Origin of the sequence: Rhodococcus sp. NPDC080181, assembly GCF_040702225.1 — a bacterium.
Lineage (GTDB): Bacteria > Actinomycetota > Actinomycetes > Mycobacteriales > Mycobacteriaceae > Rhodococcoides > Rhodococcoides fascians.
Window position 1 is genome coordinate 360,384 of record NZ_JBFBKN010000002.1, and the last position, 14,193, is coordinate 374,576.

The following is a 14,193-nucleotide window of genomic DNA, read 5'->3' on the forward strand; positions in this document are numbered from 1 at the left end:
CGTCGCTTTCGTCCGGTTGACGGTGGAGATCACCCACTCCTACCGTGTGTCTACCGTCACAGATCCGAATGCGGCTCGATGACGCGTATCCCTTTTCCCACTGGAGGCCACCATGAGCCCTGCACTCTCCGTGCAGCAGGGACGGACCCATCGCGTCGCCGCTATTGCTGTTGGCGCACTGACACTTTCATTGATCGCAAGCGGCTGCACCGTCGCGAACTCGAGCAACGGAGCCGCAGCCCGCGCAGACACCCTGCGCATCGTTCTGCCTCAGGAACCGCCCACCCTCGAAGCCTGCGACGTATCGCTGACGTCGGTCGGAGTGGTCACGCGCTCGAACATCACCGAGCCGCTGATGGAGCGCAATCCGAGTACCGGTGATCTCGAACCGAAGTTGGCGGACTCGTGGGAGCAGACCTCGGACACCGAGTGGACGTTCGCCATTCACCCCGGCGTGACGTTCAGCGACGGCAGCCCCTTCGAAGCCGAGGATGCAGCGTTCTCCATCGACCGCACCGTCAACTCCGAACTGGGATGCAACGTCGAGGGATACGTCTTCGGCGACGCCGATCTGGTGGTGAAAGCCGTCGACCCGTTGACGCTGACGGTGCAGTCACCCGAGCCGGATCCCATTCTGCCGCTGCGGCTCTCGTTCGTGGAGATGGTTCCGCGCACTTCGAGCTACACCGAGCGGGTACGCGAACCGATCGGCACCGGCCCGTTCGCGATCGAGCGGTGGGACTACGGCCAGAAGCTCTCCCTGGTACGCAACGAGACCTACTGGGGCCCGAAGCCCGAATACGCCAGGGCCGAATACCAATGGCGCAGCGAGGGCAGTGTCCGCGCGTCGATGGTGACCAACGGCGAGGCCGAGATCGCCACGTCGGTCGGACCGGAGGACGGTGCAGGCGACCTCGGCGTGGCCTATCCCAACAACGAGACCACGGCACTGCGCATGCAGGCCGCGCAACCGCCACTGGACGACATGCGGGTTCGGCAGGCGATCAACTACGCCATCAATCGCGACGGCATCGTCAAGGCGTTGTTCCGCGGACTCGGTTCACCTGCAGCACAGCTCATTTCCGAGGGCGTCGTGGGATACAACGAAGACCTGACTCCCTGGCCCTACGACATGGACGAGGCCAGGACGTTGATCGAGCAGGCCCGTGCCGACGGGGTTCCGGTGGACACCGAGATCCGTCTCATCGGACGCACCGGTCAGTTCCCGAAGATCAACGAGACGGTGGAGGTCATTCAGAACTCGCTGTCCAAGATCGGCATGAATGTCAAGATCGAAATGATGGACGCCGCAGGAACTGCCGAGTACCAGGAGCGGCCGTTCCCGGACGTCGGTCCGTACCTGCTGGTCATCCAGCACGGCAACCAGGCCGGCGACTCCGCCTTCACGGTCGATCAGTACTTCACCAGTGATGGGTTCCAGAGTGCCTACGGCACAGCGGACTTCGACAAGGAGATCGCCGCTGCCGGCGCTCTCACCGGAGAAGACAGGCAGGCCGCGTACGCCCAGGTGTTCGCCGACGAACCGAAGGACATCATGCAGATGGCCTACATCGCGCACATGAACGGGGTGCTCGCCAAGGCCGCCTCCGTGGACTACACCCCGGACTCGGCCACGGTCGACGAAATGCATCTGGCCGCGATGACCCGCGCCGAGACCGAGAGGCCCTGACATGTTCAGATTTCTGCGCCGACGGATCTACACCAGCCTGATCCCGCTGTTCGTCGTTCTACTGGGCGTCTTCTTCCTCGCTCGGCTCACCGGCGACCCCACCAGCCTGTACCTACCCGAGTCGGCCACCCAGGCGCAGCGCGAAGCGTTCCGCGCCACCAACGGCTTCGATCAGCCGGTGCTGACTCAGTTGCTTGACTACTTCAAGGGTGTCGTACAACTCGACTTCGGGCAGTCACTGCGCACCGGCGAGGACGCGTCGGCAATGGCCCTGCGCGCCTTCCCCGCAACGCTGCAGCTGGCGTTCGCAACGATGTTCCTCGCCATCCTCGGTGCGGTGATCATCGGCTGCTGGGCCGCATACCGGCCGAACTCGCTCGCCGATCGCATCTCGAGCCTGCTGTCGATGACGGCGGCGTCCATTCCCGACTTCTGGTTCGCCATCATGGGCGTCTACGTCTTCGCCATCCTGTTCGGTTGGCTGCCCACCTCCGGGGTGGACAGCGGAATGCTCTCGTGGGTGTTGCCGATCGCCACGCTGCTCATTCGACCGCTCGGCGTCCTGACTCAGGTCGTCCGTGGCGCGATGGTCTCGGCACTGTCGGCACCGTACGTTCGATTGGCGAGAAGCAAAGGGGCGGGCGACCTTCGAGTTGTCACCCACCACGCTCTGCGCAACGCCGCGGCACCGGCGCTGACCGTGGCCGGCGACCTGATGGTCGGACTCGTCAACGGCGCGGTGGTCGTCGAAGCCATCTTCGGCTGGCCGGGTATCGGAAAACTGATGATCGACGCCATCCTGCAGCGCGACTTCGCTGTTCTGCAGGCGGCCGTGTTGTTGACGGCGGTGAGCATCTTCGTGCTCAACATCGTCATCGATGCCTGCTATGCACTGCTCGATGCCCGGGTTCGCGACAAGGTGAAGGTCTAAGAACATGTCACTCGACTTCGAAGCACCGAAAACATCCGAGCCGGAGGATGTTCCACCGACGGCTCCGGTGGAAGCCCGCAAGGCGTCGGCCCCGCTGTGGAAGCTACTCCTGCGGGACCGGGTCGCCACCGTCGCTGCCGCAATCCTGGTGCTGGTCTTCCTCACCGCAGTCTTCGGCCCGATGTTGGTCGGGGACGCCGCCACCGACCAAGATCTCGATCGCTCGAACCTGCCACCGTTCACCCTCGACACCGGTTGGATGAACATCCTCGGCACCGATCCATTGGGACGCAGCATGCTGGCCCGATTGATCGTGGCGAGCAGAACCACACTGTCGGTAGCCATTCCGGCCGTGATCCTCTCGGCAATCATCGGCTCGTTCATCGGAATGTGGGCCGGCTTCCATCGCGGTTGGCGCGAGACCGCGGCGATGCGCGTCGCCGACGTCATCCTCAGCTTTCCGTCCCTGCTGATGGCCGTCGTCGTGCTCTACGTCTTCTCGCCCAGTGCCGCGAACATCGTTCTGGTCCTGACGGTCACGCGTATCCCGATCTACCTGCGTACCGCCCGCGCCGAGTCCGCAGAACTGCAGAGTCGGTTGTTCGTGGACGCTGCCCGTACGTTCGGCGCGACGAGCGGATCGGTGATCAGACGCCATGTGGCCCCGATCCTGCTGCCGACCCTGCTCACCGTCGCGACCCTGGACTTCTGCTTCGTCATTCTCGCCGAATCGTCACTGAGCTTCCTGGGCATCGGCATTCAGCCGCCCGACGTCTCCTGGGGCCTGATGGTCTCGCAGGGCCGTACCTACCTGCAGACCGCCTGGTGGCTCTCCTTCTTCCCCGGCCTCGCGATCGTGTTGACGACCGTCTCGGCCACCGTTCTCGCCGCCTGGGCCCGCATCGCCACCGATCCCGCGCAGCGGTGGCGACTCAATGTCCCCCGCTCCAAGCGGTCTCGCCTGATCCCCGCACGAAAGGTCGTCTCATGAGCGCACCGGCAACCAGCGCACCGTCGGCGCGACCCGACACCGGTAGTGTCGCCCTGAACGTACGCGGACTGACCGTCGACCTGCGGACGCCGTCAGGCGTCATTCGCGCCGTCGACAACGTCACCTTCACCGCCCGCCGCGGTGAAACCCTCGCTCTGCTGGGCGAATCCGGCTGCGGGAAGTCGATGACGGCGCAGGCCATCGTCGGGTTGCTCGAGCCGATCGCCGACATCACCGGCGGCTCGGTGGAGATGGGCGACGTCGATTTGGTCACCGCCAAGACCAAGGTGCGACGCACCATCGCGGCCACAGAACTGGCCATCGTCTTCCAGGATGCACTGACCGCACTCAATCCCGTCTACACCGTGGGAACTCAACTGGCCGAGCCGTTTCGGATCCACCGGGGTATGTCGGCCAAGCAGGCGCGAGTCGAAGCGATCGCCCTGATGGCCCGCGTGGGTATCCCCGAGCCCGAATCACGCGCCGACTCCTACCCGCACCAGTTCTCCGGCGGCATGCGGCAACGCCTGCTGATCGCGATGGCTGTGGCCCTGAGTCCGTCGGTACTGCTGGCCGACGAACCGACCACCGCCCTCGACGTGACCGTGCAGGCGCAGATCATGGCACTGCTCAAGGAATTGCGCACCGAGCACGACATGGCCGTCGTACTCATCACCCACGACCTCGCTCTGGTGGCCGAAGAGGCCGATCGAGTGGCAATCATGTACGCGGGCAACGTCGTCGAAACCGGGTTGGTTTCGGAGGTGTTCGGATCGCCGCGCCACCCCTACACCAAGGGTCTGCTCGACTCGGTACCCGTGCACGCCGTCCGCGGCGAGGATCTCAAATCCATCGGCGGCACCCCACCGGATCTGCATTCCATTCCCAGCGGATGCGTCTATCAGGCCCGCTGCCCTCTCGCCCGCGAGATCTGCATCAGCACTCGACCGCCGCTCGAATCCGTCGGCACCGGCCGGATGTCGGCCTGCCACTTCCCGAACGAGGTACCCAGCCATGTCTGAGCAACTGCTGACCGTGCGCGGCCTGAACAAGACCTTCGACGTCGGCCGCGGGAAGCTCCGGGCCCTCGACGCCATCGACCTCGATCTACGACGTGGCGAGACCCTCGGCCTCGTGGGCGAATCCGGCTGCGGCAAGTCCACTCTCGCTCGCACCCTGATGATGCTCGAACGACCCGACTCGGGCACCGTCGCCTTCGACGGCATCGATCCGTTCGCGCTGCGCGGCAAGGACCTCCTCGCGTGGCGTCGACGAGTACAGATGGTCTTCCAGGACCCGTACGGTTCACTGAACTCGCGCATGACGGCAGGTGACATCATCGGCGAGCCGTGGCGAACCCACAAGGGCCTGTACAAGACTCGCCGCGATCGTTCCGCGCGGGTGCGCGAACTGCTGCATCTGGTGGGCCTACGCCCGAGCGACGAGAACCGATTCCCGCAGGAATTCTCCGGCGGTCAGCGGCAGCGCCTCGGCATCGCGCGCGCTCTGGCACTGAACCCCGACGTCATCATCTGCGACGAGCCCGTCTCGGCTCTCGATCTCTCGGTCCAGGCCCAGGTGCTCAATCTGCTCAACGATCTGCAGAAGCAACTCGGCATCTCCTACGTCTTCATCTCGCACGATCTCTCGGTGGTCCGGCACGTCGCCGACCGAGTCGCGGTGATGTACCTGGGCCGCGTCGTCGAATCCGGAGCCACCGAGGCAGTGTTCGATCGGCCCGCGCACCCCTACACCGCAGCGTTGATGTCGGCTGCACCCACACTCGACGCGTCGAGCCGCGGGGACAAGATTCTGCTGAAAGGCGAGGTGCCGTCGCCACTGAATCCGCCGTCGGGATGCCGTTTCCGTACTCGCTGCTGGAAGGCGACCGACCTGTGCGCGAGCGACGCACCACCCGTCGGACACGACGCCGACGAGGCCGATCATGTTGCCGAATGCCATTATCCGCTCGTGGCAGGAAATCTCGGTCTCGTCGCCGCCGGAACATGACACTCACGCACCTGAGTGTCACCGGCTTCGTCGTCGTCGCCCTCGCGATCTTCTTCGCATCCGCGATGCAGGCGTCGATCGGATTCGGCATGGGCATGCTGGCCGCCCCCGTCGTGGCCATCGTCGACCCCGGACTCGTTCCGGGAACGCTGATCATGCTCGCGGTCGTGGTCAGCGTGCTCGTACTGGTACGCGACCGGACGGCTCTCGATCTCTCGGGAGCCGGGTGGGCACTCGCCGGACGACTCCCCGGCTCGGTGGTGGGTGCGCTGCTACTGGTCCTGTTGCCCGAACGCGGGCTGGCAATACTGTTGGCACTCGTGGTCCTGGGCGGCGTCGCGCTGACGTCGTTCGGCTGGGTTCCGTTGCCGCACAGACGTAATCTCGTCGTCGCCGGGGCCGCGTCGGGAGTTCTGGGAACCGCCACCTCCATCGGTGGGCCACCGATGGCTCTGGTGTGGCAAGGCAACTCCGGAGCCGAACTCCGCAGCACGATGAGTTGCTTCTTCCTCGTCGGCTCGATCATCTCCATTGCGGTGTTGACGGTGGCCGGAGCGGTGAACAGCCACACCGCCACGCTGTTCGCGTTCCTGGCCCCGGCGACAGTTCTGGGGTTCCTGCTCTCTCGCGTGATCAACCGAGTTCTCGATCGACGACGCCTACGTATCACGGCAATCGCCGTCTCGGCCGTGGGCGCGATCGTGCTCGTCGTCCAGCAAGTACTGGCCCTGACGTGAGTGAAGCGTCACGTGTTGCATCGGCTCCAGTGGGTAACCGGATTCGATGACTACGAACACCACGCGCGCGTTGATCGTCGGTGCCACCGGCATTTCCGGGCAGGCGCTGTGCCGCGCAGCACTCGATGCGGGCTGGACCACCTACGGACTGAGTCGGAGCGGCAGTACCCCCGTCGACGGCGTCGTGCCGGTCGCGGCGGATCTGCTCGACCCGCAGTCCCTCGAAGACGCGCTGAAGGACGTCCGCCCCGAGGTCGTGTTCTTCACCGCGTGGATGAAGAAGGACTCCGAGCAGGAGAACATCGAGGTCAACTCGGCGACCCTACGCAATGTGCTCGATGTTCTCGGCCCCCTCGATTCGGTGAAGCACGTCGCGCTGATGACCGGACTCAAGCACTACCTCGGCCCATTCGATGCCTACGGTGAGGCCGTGATGGCCGAGACGCCGTTCCACGAAACCGAGGACCGCCTCGACACGCCGAACTTCTACTACGCGCAGGAAGACGAACTGTTCGCCGGCGCAGAGAAATTCGGATTCGGGTGGAGCGTGCACCGCGCTCACACCGTCTCCGGTTTTGCCGTGGGCAACGCGATGAACATGATGCTGACGCTGTCCGTCTACGCGTCGATCTGCAAAGAACTGGGCGAGAAGTTCGTCTTCCCGGGCTCCGAAACCCAGTGGAACGGCTTGACCGACCTCACCGACGCCGACCTGCTCGCCGAGCAGATGATTTGGGCGGCAACCGACGACAACGCGCGCAACGAGGCGTTCAACAGCGCCAACGGTGACGTCTTTCGCTGGCGCTGGCTGTGGCCGCAGTTCGCCGAGCACTTCGGCGTCGAGCCCGAGGGCTTCGACACCGAGCCGCGTCCCCTCGAACCCCGCATGTCCGATGCGGCCGCCGCGTGGAAGCGCATCGCCGAGAAGCACGATCTGGTGGAGAGCGATGTCTCCCGCCTGGCGTCGTGGTGGCACACCGACGGTGACCTCGGCCGCGACATGGAATGCCTGACAGACATGAACAAGTCCAAGAAGGCCGGCTTCCTGGGCTTCCGCTCCACGCCCGATGCCATCGCCTCGGTGATTCAGCGTTACCGAGATGCACGCCTGATTCCTTAGCGCGGCTGCGCCGCATGTGAGTGGAAACTCGACCCCTGCTACGAGTTTCCACTCACATGCGCGTAGCGCTCTCGCACCGCCGGCGTGGGGTCTGCCTCGTATGTCTTCGAGGTGGCCTGCGCCCAGGTCGGCGGCTCACTGGTCCCGGCCAGAGTCCATGCCGCCTGGCGCGCTGCCCCGTCGGCGACGTATTCACCGGGCTCGGGTACGGCCACCGGCACCCCGAGAATTGCCGGGGCCAAGGCTCGGAGCGCCGCGGACTTGGCACCGCCGCCGATGAGCAGCACACGCCGCACGTCCACTCCCTGTGCACGCAGGTAGTCGATACCATCGGCCAGTCCGCACAGCAGTCCTTCGACGGCCGCGCGAGCCAGGTGGCCCGGAGTCGAATTGTTCAGTCGTAGTCCATGAATCGCACCGGACGCATCGGGGAGATTGGGCGTCCGCTCGCCCTCGAAGTACGGCACCATCACCACACCGTCGCTCGTCGTCGACAGAGCCAACCGCGACAACTCGTCGTGATCGACGCCCAGCATTCGCGCCGTCGCATCGAGGACACGCGCCGCGTTGAGCGTGCACACCAACGGCAGCTGACGCCCGGTGGCGTCGGCGAATCCGGCGACCAGGCCCGAACCGTCGGCCGCGGCTGCGGTGGTCACCGCCGAGACGACGCCGGACGTGCCTATCGAGATCACCACATCACCGGGCTGTGCGTCGAGGGCAAGCGCCGCCGCGGCATTGTCTCCGGTACCCGGGCCGATCAGCGCCCCGGCGGCAGTGTGGCCTATCGCCTCATTCGGCGCAGCCACGCGGGGCAGCAGTGGGTTGCGGCCACGAAAGCCCAACTGCAACAGATCCGTTCGATACTCGTTCGTGGCCGCCGAGAAGTATCCGGTGCCGCTCGCATCGCCGCGATCGGTGGCCAAGGCGTCGAGCCCCGACGCGCCACCGAGCTGCCAGCCGATCCAATCGTGCGGAAGGCACACCGCCGCAGTGCGATCGGCGTTGTCGGGCTCGTTGTCGGCGAGCCACCGCAGCTTGGCGACGGTGATCGAGGCCAACGGAACCACGCCGACCGCGTCGGCCCAGGCCTGACCGCCGTCGCCACCGGTCTTCTCGCCGAGCTCCGCGATCAGATCCTCTGCCGCCTGGGCCGATCGAGTGTCGTTCCACAGCAATGCTTTACGGACCACGGATCCGTTGTCGTCGAGGCAGACCATGCCGTGTTGTTGCGCGCCGACCGACACCGCAGCGACATCGTCCAGCCCGCCGGCGGCGTCGACGGCCTCGTCGAGTGCTTCCTTCCACCGCTGCGGGTCGATCTCGGTGCCGTCGGGATGACCGGCACGGCCGTGACGCACCAACTCCCCGGTGTCGGCATCGCGAACGAAAACCTTGCACGATTGGGTGGAAGAGTCGATTCCGGCAACGAGAGCCACGATGAGCTGGTCCTTTCGTACGCAAGTGTGACCTACGACCCTACCCGCGGGGAGTGGTCGCCTCGGTCACCAGCGTGCGTGCACAGGCGATGGCCTGCGGGGTGGTGTCGAAGACGTGTCGAGCGTCGTCGTCCTTGGTGGTGAACACACCCAGGGCTGCGAGGGGACGCAGATGCTCGGGCTTGGCACCGGAGATCAGGACGGTGATGTGTCGGTGTTCGAGTTCGGTGATGGTGTCCTTGAGAACCATGGCACCGGTGGCGTCGATCGTGGTGACTCGGGACATGCGCAGGATCACCACTTTCACGTCCGAGACGTCGGCGAGTTCGAGCAGGAAGCTGTGCGCGGCACCGAAAAACAGCGCACCGTCGATGCGGTACGCGACGATGTGTTCCCGCAGCAGGTCTCCTTCTTCCTTCGAGACCGCATCGAGTGTGTTCAAGGGGACCTGCTCGACCGTGGCCGATCGCGCAACGGCCCGGAGAGCCAGGACGGCAGCGAACCCGACGCCGACCGCCACCGCCGTCACGAGATCGAAGACCACCGTGACGAGGAAGGTCGCCGCCATCACCACGGTATCCCCGCGGCCGGCGCGGGTGATCGCCCGGATCGACGCGGTCTCGACCATCCGCACCGTGGTTGCGAGCAGCACTCCCGCCAGGGCCGCGAGCGGGATATCGGCAACCAACCCCGCCGCGGAGTACATGATGACGGCGAGGATCACCGCGTGGGTGAGAGCCGCAAGCCTGGTGCGGGCACCGGATCGAACGTTGACTGCTGTCCGGGCGATCGCACCTGTGGCGGGGATGCCCCCGAACATGGGTGCGGCGATGTTCGCAAGGCCCTGTCCGAACAATTCCCGGTCGGGGTTGTGGCGAGCGCCGACGCCCATCGAGTCCGCGGCCGTGGCGGACAGCAACGATTCCAGGGCAGCCAGAGCGGCGACGGCACACGCCGGGGCCAGCAACGCCGTCACGTCACCCATGTGGAAAAAGCCCAGGCTCGGGGCGGACAACGACGACGGAATGGTGCCGATGCGGGCGATGTCCAGATCGAACAGCTGGGTGGCCACGGTAGCGGCAGCAACCGCGACCAACGAGAACGGGATCTTCGGTGCCAGGCGGCCGCCGACGAGCATGACGATCGCGACGGTGATCGCCACAGCGGGGGTGAGGATGCTTGCATGCGCGACGAACGAACGGACAGCATCGAACGCGGACTGCCAGACCTTGTCACCTTTCGCGTCCGTGATACCCAGCGCCGACGGAACCTGTTGCAGTGCAATGACAACGGCGATGCCCGCGGTGAATCCTTCGATGACGGGCGCGGGCATGTACCGCACAGCTCGGCCGATTCCTGCTACCGCGAGCACCAACAGAATGATCCCGGCCAGCAGCCCGACCGCGAGCACTCCCGTCGGCCCGTACTCGGCGACGATCGGGACCAGCACCACCGTCATCGCACCGGTCGGACCCGATACCTGAAACCGTGAGCCACCGAATACCGCGGCCACGACTCCCGCGATGATGGCGGTGGTCAGTCCCGCCGCTGCACCCAGCCCGGTGCTGACTCCGAATCCGAGCGCGAGGGGCAGCGCCACCAGCGCCACGATGAGGCCGGCGAGAAGATCCGAACCGGGTGCGCGCAGCGCGGGCTTCCACTCGCTCCATCTGGGTAGAAGGGCGGATACCGCCCTCAGGGCGTCGTTCGTGCGGGTGCGTTTCGTCGGTTCGGACATGCGACGCTTCCTGAAAGTTCATCGTTCTTGATCCAGTTGATTGCTAAGTTTAGCAAGTAATGAATCAGATGCGACGAGATGCCGCACACCTCCCTCGACGGTCGGCTCAGGTGCGCGATCCGGACTCGCCGTCCAGCAGTTCTACCTGGTTGGCCACCACTCCGGTCAATATCTCCCGGGTCACCACGAGGAGGTCCGCCACTTTCGGCGACGTCAGCGTGTACGACACCGACAATCCCTCCCGAGTGCCCTCGATGAGACCCGCGCGACGCAGAATCGACAGCTGCTGCGACAGATTCGCCGGCTCGATGCCCACCTCGGGCAGCATCTCGGACACTGCGTGTTCGCGTTCGCTCAACAGTTCCAGCACCCGAATGCGCGCGGGATGAGCCAACGTCTTGAAGAAGTCGGCCTTCATTCTGTACAGCGGTCGACTCGAATCCGTGGCCATGATGTCCTTCCGCTTCGCCGAGCACTGCGCAGCAGGCTACTTGCGAACACTAGCAATCAGCCACCGAGAAGGACGACCTCAGTGCCCCTGCCGAAACTCCGCTACCTTCACTGGCATGCGCGGAGAACCCGAGGAATCCACCGACTTCAGGCTGACCGTGGCCACCGCGGCCCTGGATCTGTTCTCGGTCAAGGGCTACGACTCGACGACGGTGGACGACATCGCTGTGGCGGCCGGAATCTCGCGTCGAACGTTCTTCCGGCAGTTCCGCGCCAAGGAAGACGTCGTCTTCGCCGATCACGAGATTCTGCTCGAACAGGTCGGCGCTCTGCTCGCGGCCGACACCGCCGACCCATGGCAGGCCGTCTGCGATGCCGCGCAGCTGGTGTACGAGCGATTCTCGGACTGGAAAGAGATGTCGCGGCTGCGATATCAGGTGGTGCATCGAATTCCCGCCCTGCGCGATCGCGAGATCGTCACCGTGTTCCGCTACGACCGTCTCTTCGTCGAATACCTGCAGCGGGCGCTGCCCGACCACCCTCATCTGGAGATCCTGCAGTTCTCCGCCTCGGTGACCGCCACCCACAACTACTTTCTACGACGGATGATCCGCGACGGCCTACCGACGTCCGTCACCGACTTGCGCGCAGCGTTGGCGCAGGTCCGCGCCCAGTCCTCGGGAGACGTCGTGGTCGCGACATTCCCGCGGGGCACGTCCGTGAACACCGTCGCCGACGCGTTGGCCCGCCACCTTCCGGAGTGACACCCACCCAAGATGGCACTCAGTGCCGCCTTGGCGAGCCCCACCCTTGAATCGGGGCCGGTCCGGTCGTACACTGGGGTGAAGCTTGGCACTGAGTGCCCTTTCTGGGCAGTGCTGTACCCCCGACATCGCGAGGAGCGTGGCCGACATGGCCGGAAATCCCGACTTCGATCTCTACCAGTCACCCGAGGAGCACGAGGAGCTGCGCGCAGCGATCCGGGCCCTGTCAGAGAAGGAGATCGCCCCGTACGCCAAGGAGGTCGACGAGGACTCGCGCTTCCCGCAGGAGGCGCTCGATGCCCTCAACGCCTCCGGCTTCAACGCCGTGCACGTTCCCGAGGAGTACGACGGTCAGGGTGCCGACTCGGTTGCCGCCTGCATCGTCATCGAGGAGGTCGCCCGTGTCTGCGGCTCATCCTCACTGATTCCCGCCGTCAACAAGCTCGGCACGATGGGCCTCATCCTCAAGGGCTCCGAGGAGCTCAAGAAGCAGGTCCTGCCCTCGCTCGCAGGCGGCGCGATGGCGTCGTACGCACTGTCCGAGCGTGAGGCCGGCTCCGACGCCGCCAGCATGCGGACCCGCGCGAAGGCCGACGGGGACGACTGGATCCTCAACGGCTCCAAGTGCTGGATCACCAACGGCGGCAAGTCCGACTGGTACACCGTCATGGCCGTCACCGATCCCGACAAGGGCGCCAACGGCATCAGCTCGTTCATCGTGCACAAGGACGACGAAGGATTCGTCGTCGGCCCCAAGGAGAAGAAGCTCGGCATCAAGGGTTCGCCCACCGCCGAGCTGTACTTCGAGAACTGCAAGATCCCCGGAGACCGCATCATCGGTGAGCCCGGCACCGGATTCAAGACCGCACTCGAAACCCTCGACCACACCCGGCCCACCATCGGCGCACAGGCCGTCGGCCTCGCTCAGGGCGCTCTCGACGCAGCCATCGCATACACCAAGGACCGCAAGCAGTTCGGCACGTCGATCTCGAGCTTCCAGGCCGTGCAGTTCATGCTCGCCGACATGGCAATGAAGGTCGAAGCTGCCCGCCTGATGGTCTACAGCTCCGCGGCGCGCGCCGAGCGCGGCGAGAAGAACCTCGGATTCATCTCTGCCGCAGCGAAGTGCTTCGCCTCCGATGTCGCGATGGAGGTCACCACCGACGCCGTCCAGCTCTTCGGCGGTGCCGGCTACACCACCGACTTCCCCGTCGAGCGCATGATGCGCGACGCCAAGATCACGCAGATCTACGAGGGCACCAACCAGATTCAGCGTGTCGTCATGTCGCGGGCGCTGCTCAAATGAGCAACATCGAACTCGTAGGCGTCATCGGCGGCGGCACCATGGGTGCCGGTATCGCCGAAATGTGCGCCCGCTCCGGTAGCTCGGTGCTGATCCTGGAAACCAGCCAGGGCACCGCCGACGCCGCCGAAGCACGCCTGGACAAATCGTTCGCACGGGCCGTCAAGTCCGGCCGAATCGACGCCGACGCGGCCGAGAAAGCCCGCGCCGCAATCTCGTTGACGCTCGACATCAACGATTTCGCGGACCGCGACCTCGTGATCGAGGCGGCACCGGAGATCGAATCGCTGAAACTGGATCTGTTCGGCAAGCTCGATTCCATCGTCAAGCCCGAAGGAATCCTGGCGACGAACACCTCGTCGATCCCCGTCATCAAGATGGCCAACGCGACGAAGCGACCCGACCAGGTCGTCGGAGTGCACTTCTTCAACCCCGTACCGGTACTGCCGTTGGTCGAAATCGTCGTCAGCCTCCTCACCAGCGAAGAGACCGTCGACGCCGTCACCGATTACGCGGCGAACACATTGGGCAAGAAGACGATTCGTGCGGGCGACCGTGCGGGATTCATCGTCAACGCATTGCTCATCCCCTACATGGTCTCGGCCATCCGGATGCTCGAATCCGGCTTCGCCAGCGCCGAGGACATCGACGACGGCATGGTCAACGGTTGCGCCCACCCCATGGGACCGTTGCGTCTGACCGACACCGTCGGCCTCGACGTCACCCTCGCGGTCGCAGAATCGCTGTACGCCGAATTCCGCGAGCCGCATTACGCTCCGCCCCCGCTGCTACAGCGCATGGTGGACGCGGGAATGCTGGGTCGCAAGAGCGGCAAGGGTTTCTACACGTACTCCTAGCCCACAGCCTTGCTTTCCGGCACGCCCCCCCTTCCGGATCAATGCGGCATTCAGCTACTCCAAGTAGCTTGCACAGCTCCCCGGAAGTTGGACTGAGTAATTCAGTTCCGACTACCGGGGAGTTTTGTATGCGTGCACGAAGTTCACTTACCGAGGATCAGCG

Annotated in this window: 13 protein-coding genes; 10 read left to right on the top strand and 3 right to left on the bottom strand. The window is 65.1% G+C overall.

The genetic code is table 11. The features are described 5' to 3' along the window. Window positions 1-112 precede the first annotated feature (112 nt). From AB0O58_RS03955 to AB0O58_RS03985, 7 genes are read left to right on the top strand one after another with little or no spacing between them, the layout of a single operon-like run. Complete coding sequence (locus AB0O58_RS03955; protein ID WP_283551028.1) at window positions 113-1,690, top strand: ABC transporter substrate-binding protein; 1,578 nt, start codon at window positions 113-115, stop codon at window positions 1,688-1,690. Between the two features lies 1 nt (window position 1,691). Further along, the gene (locus AB0O58_RS03960) at window positions 1,692-2,621 is read left to right on the top strand and encodes an ABC transporter permease (protein WP_027495305.1); all 930 of its coding nucleotides are present in this window, start codon (window positions 1,692-1,694) and stop codon (window positions 2,619-2,621) included. Between the two features lie 4 nt (window positions 2,622-2,625). Continuing rightward, window positions 2,626-3,612 (top strand): ABC transporter permease, encoded by a 987-nt coding sequence (locus AB0O58_RS03965; protein ID WP_222061591.1) that lies wholly within the window; start codon window positions 2,626-2,628, stop codon window positions 3,610-3,612. Further along, the gene (locus tag AB0O58_RS03970; protein ID WP_283551029.1) at window positions 3,609-4,634 is read left to right on the top strand and encodes an ABC transporter ATP-binding protein; all 1,026 of its coding nucleotides are present in this window, start codon (window positions 3,609-3,611) and stop codon (window positions 4,632-4,634) included. Before AB0O58_RS03965 ends, AB0O58_RS03970 begins: the two co-directional genes overlap by 4 nt. After that, window positions 4,627-5,622 carry an oligopeptide/dipeptide ABC transporter ATP-binding protein gene (locus AB0O58_RS03975; protein WP_366237918.1) on the top strand — a complete coding sequence of 332 codons (996 nt, stop codon included), beginning with the start codon at window positions 4,627-4,629 and terminating at the stop codon, window positions 5,620-5,622. Before AB0O58_RS03970 ends, AB0O58_RS03975 begins: the two co-directional genes overlap by 8 nt. Next, window positions 5,619-6,359: a sulfite exporter TauE/SafE family protein gene (locus AB0O58_RS03980; protein WP_167326965.1), complete on the top strand. Its 741-nt coding sequence runs from the start codon at window positions 5,619-5,621 to the stop codon at window positions 6,357-6,359. The genes AB0O58_RS03975 and AB0O58_RS03980 overlap by 4 nt, the downstream gene beginning before the upstream one ends. Before the next feature lie 46 nt (window positions 6,360-6,405). Then, entirely contained in the window at window positions 6,406-7,479 is a 1,074-nt protein-coding gene (locus AB0O58_RS03985) for an SDR family oxidoreductase (RefSeq protein ID WP_366237919.1), read from the top strand. Between the two features lie 38 nt (window positions 7,480-7,517). Here AB0O58_RS03985 and AB0O58_RS03990 read toward each other — a convergent pair whose 3' ends face one another. From AB0O58_RS03990 to AB0O58_RS04000, 3 genes are all read right to left on the bottom strand, one after another. After that, window positions 7,518-8,918, bottom strand: coding sequence for an FGGY family carbohydrate kinase (locus tag AB0O58_RS03990; RefSeq protein ID WP_366237920.1), 1,401 nt, complete (start codon window positions 8,916-8,918; stop codon window positions 7,518-7,520). 40 nt (window positions 8,919-8,958) lie between these two features. Beyond that, on the bottom strand, window positions 8,959-10,656 hold the full coding sequence (locus AB0O58_RS03995; protein ID WP_366237921.1) for a SulP family inorganic anion transporter: 1,698 nt from the start codon (window positions 10,654-10,656) through the stop codon (window positions 8,959-8,961). Window positions 10,657-10,762: 106 nt separating this feature from the next. Then, entirely contained in the window at window positions 10,763-11,107 is a 345-nt protein-coding gene (locus tag AB0O58_RS04000; protein ID WP_366237922.1) for a metalloregulator ArsR/SmtB family transcription factor, read from the bottom strand. Between the two features lie 115 nt (window positions 11,108-11,222). Between AB0O58_RS04000 and AB0O58_RS04005 the strand changes: the two genes are divergently transcribed. The 3 genes from AB0O58_RS04005 (at window position 11,223) to AB0O58_RS04015 (ending at window position 14,030) form a co-directional block, all read left to right on the top strand. Further along, a complete protein-coding gene (locus AB0O58_RS04005) occupies window positions 11,223-11,870 on the top strand; it encodes a TetR family transcriptional regulator (RefSeq protein ID WP_366237923.1) in 648 nt (215 codons plus the stop codon). A gap of 148 nt (window positions 11,871-12,018) precedes the next feature. Further along, window positions 12,019-13,176, top strand: a complete 1,158-nt coding sequence (locus AB0O58_RS04010; protein ID WP_027495295.1) for an acyl-CoA dehydrogenase — start codon at window positions 12,019-12,021, stop codon at window positions 13,174-13,176. A gap of 5 nt (window positions 13,177-13,181) precedes the next feature. Continuing rightward, on the top strand, window positions 13,182-14,030 hold the full coding sequence (locus AB0O58_RS04015; RefSeq protein ID WP_027495294.1) for a 3-hydroxybutyryl-CoA dehydrogenase: 849 nt from the start codon (window positions 13,182-13,184) through the stop codon (window positions 14,028-14,030). The last annotated feature ends 163 nt before the right edge of the window (window positions 14,031-14,193 follow it).

Bases quoted from the DNA above. Each gene is read 5' to 3' on its own strand.
- AB0O58_RS03955 (WP_283551028.1), top strand. From the start codon at position 113: ATGAGCCCTGCACTCTCCGTGCAGCAGGGACGGACCCATCGCGTCGCC.
- AB0O58_RS03960 (WP_027495305.1), top strand. From the start codon at position 1,692: ATGTTCAGATTTCTGCGCCGACGGATCTACACCAGCCTGATCCCGCTG.
- AB0O58_RS03965 (WP_222061591.1), top strand. From the start codon at position 2,626: ATGTCACTCGACTTCGAAGCACCGAAAACATCCGAGCCGGAGGATGTT.
- AB0O58_RS03970 (WP_283551029.1), top strand. From the start codon at position 3,609: ATGAGCGCACCGGCAACCAGCGCACCGTCGGCGCGACCCGACACCGGT.
- AB0O58_RS03975 (WP_366237918.1), top strand. From the start codon at position 4,627: ATGTCTGAGCAACTGCTGACCGTGCGCGGCCTGAACAAGACCTTCGAC.
- AB0O58_RS03980 (WP_167326965.1), top strand. From the start codon at position 5,619: ATGACACTCACGCACCTGAGTGTCACCGGCTTCGTCGTCGTCGCCCTC.
- AB0O58_RS03985 (WP_366237919.1), top strand. From the start codon at position 6,406: ATGACTACGAACACCACGCGCGCGTTGATCGTCGGTGCCACCGGCATT.
- AB0O58_RS03995 (WP_366237921.1), bottom strand. From the start codon at position 10,656: ATGTCCGAACCGACGAAACGCACCCGCACGAACGACGCCCTGAGGGCG.
- AB0O58_RS04000 (WP_366237922.1), bottom strand. From the start codon at position 11,107: ATGGCCACGGATTCGAGTCGACCGCTGTACAGAATGAAGGCCGACTTC.
- AB0O58_RS04005 (WP_366237923.1), top strand. From the start codon at position 11,223: ATGCGCGGAGAACCCGAGGAATCCACCGACTTCAGGCTGACCGTGGCC.
- AB0O58_RS04010 (WP_027495295.1), top strand. From the start codon at position 12,019: ATGGCCGGAAATCCCGACTTCGATCTCTACCAGTCACCCGAGGAGCAC.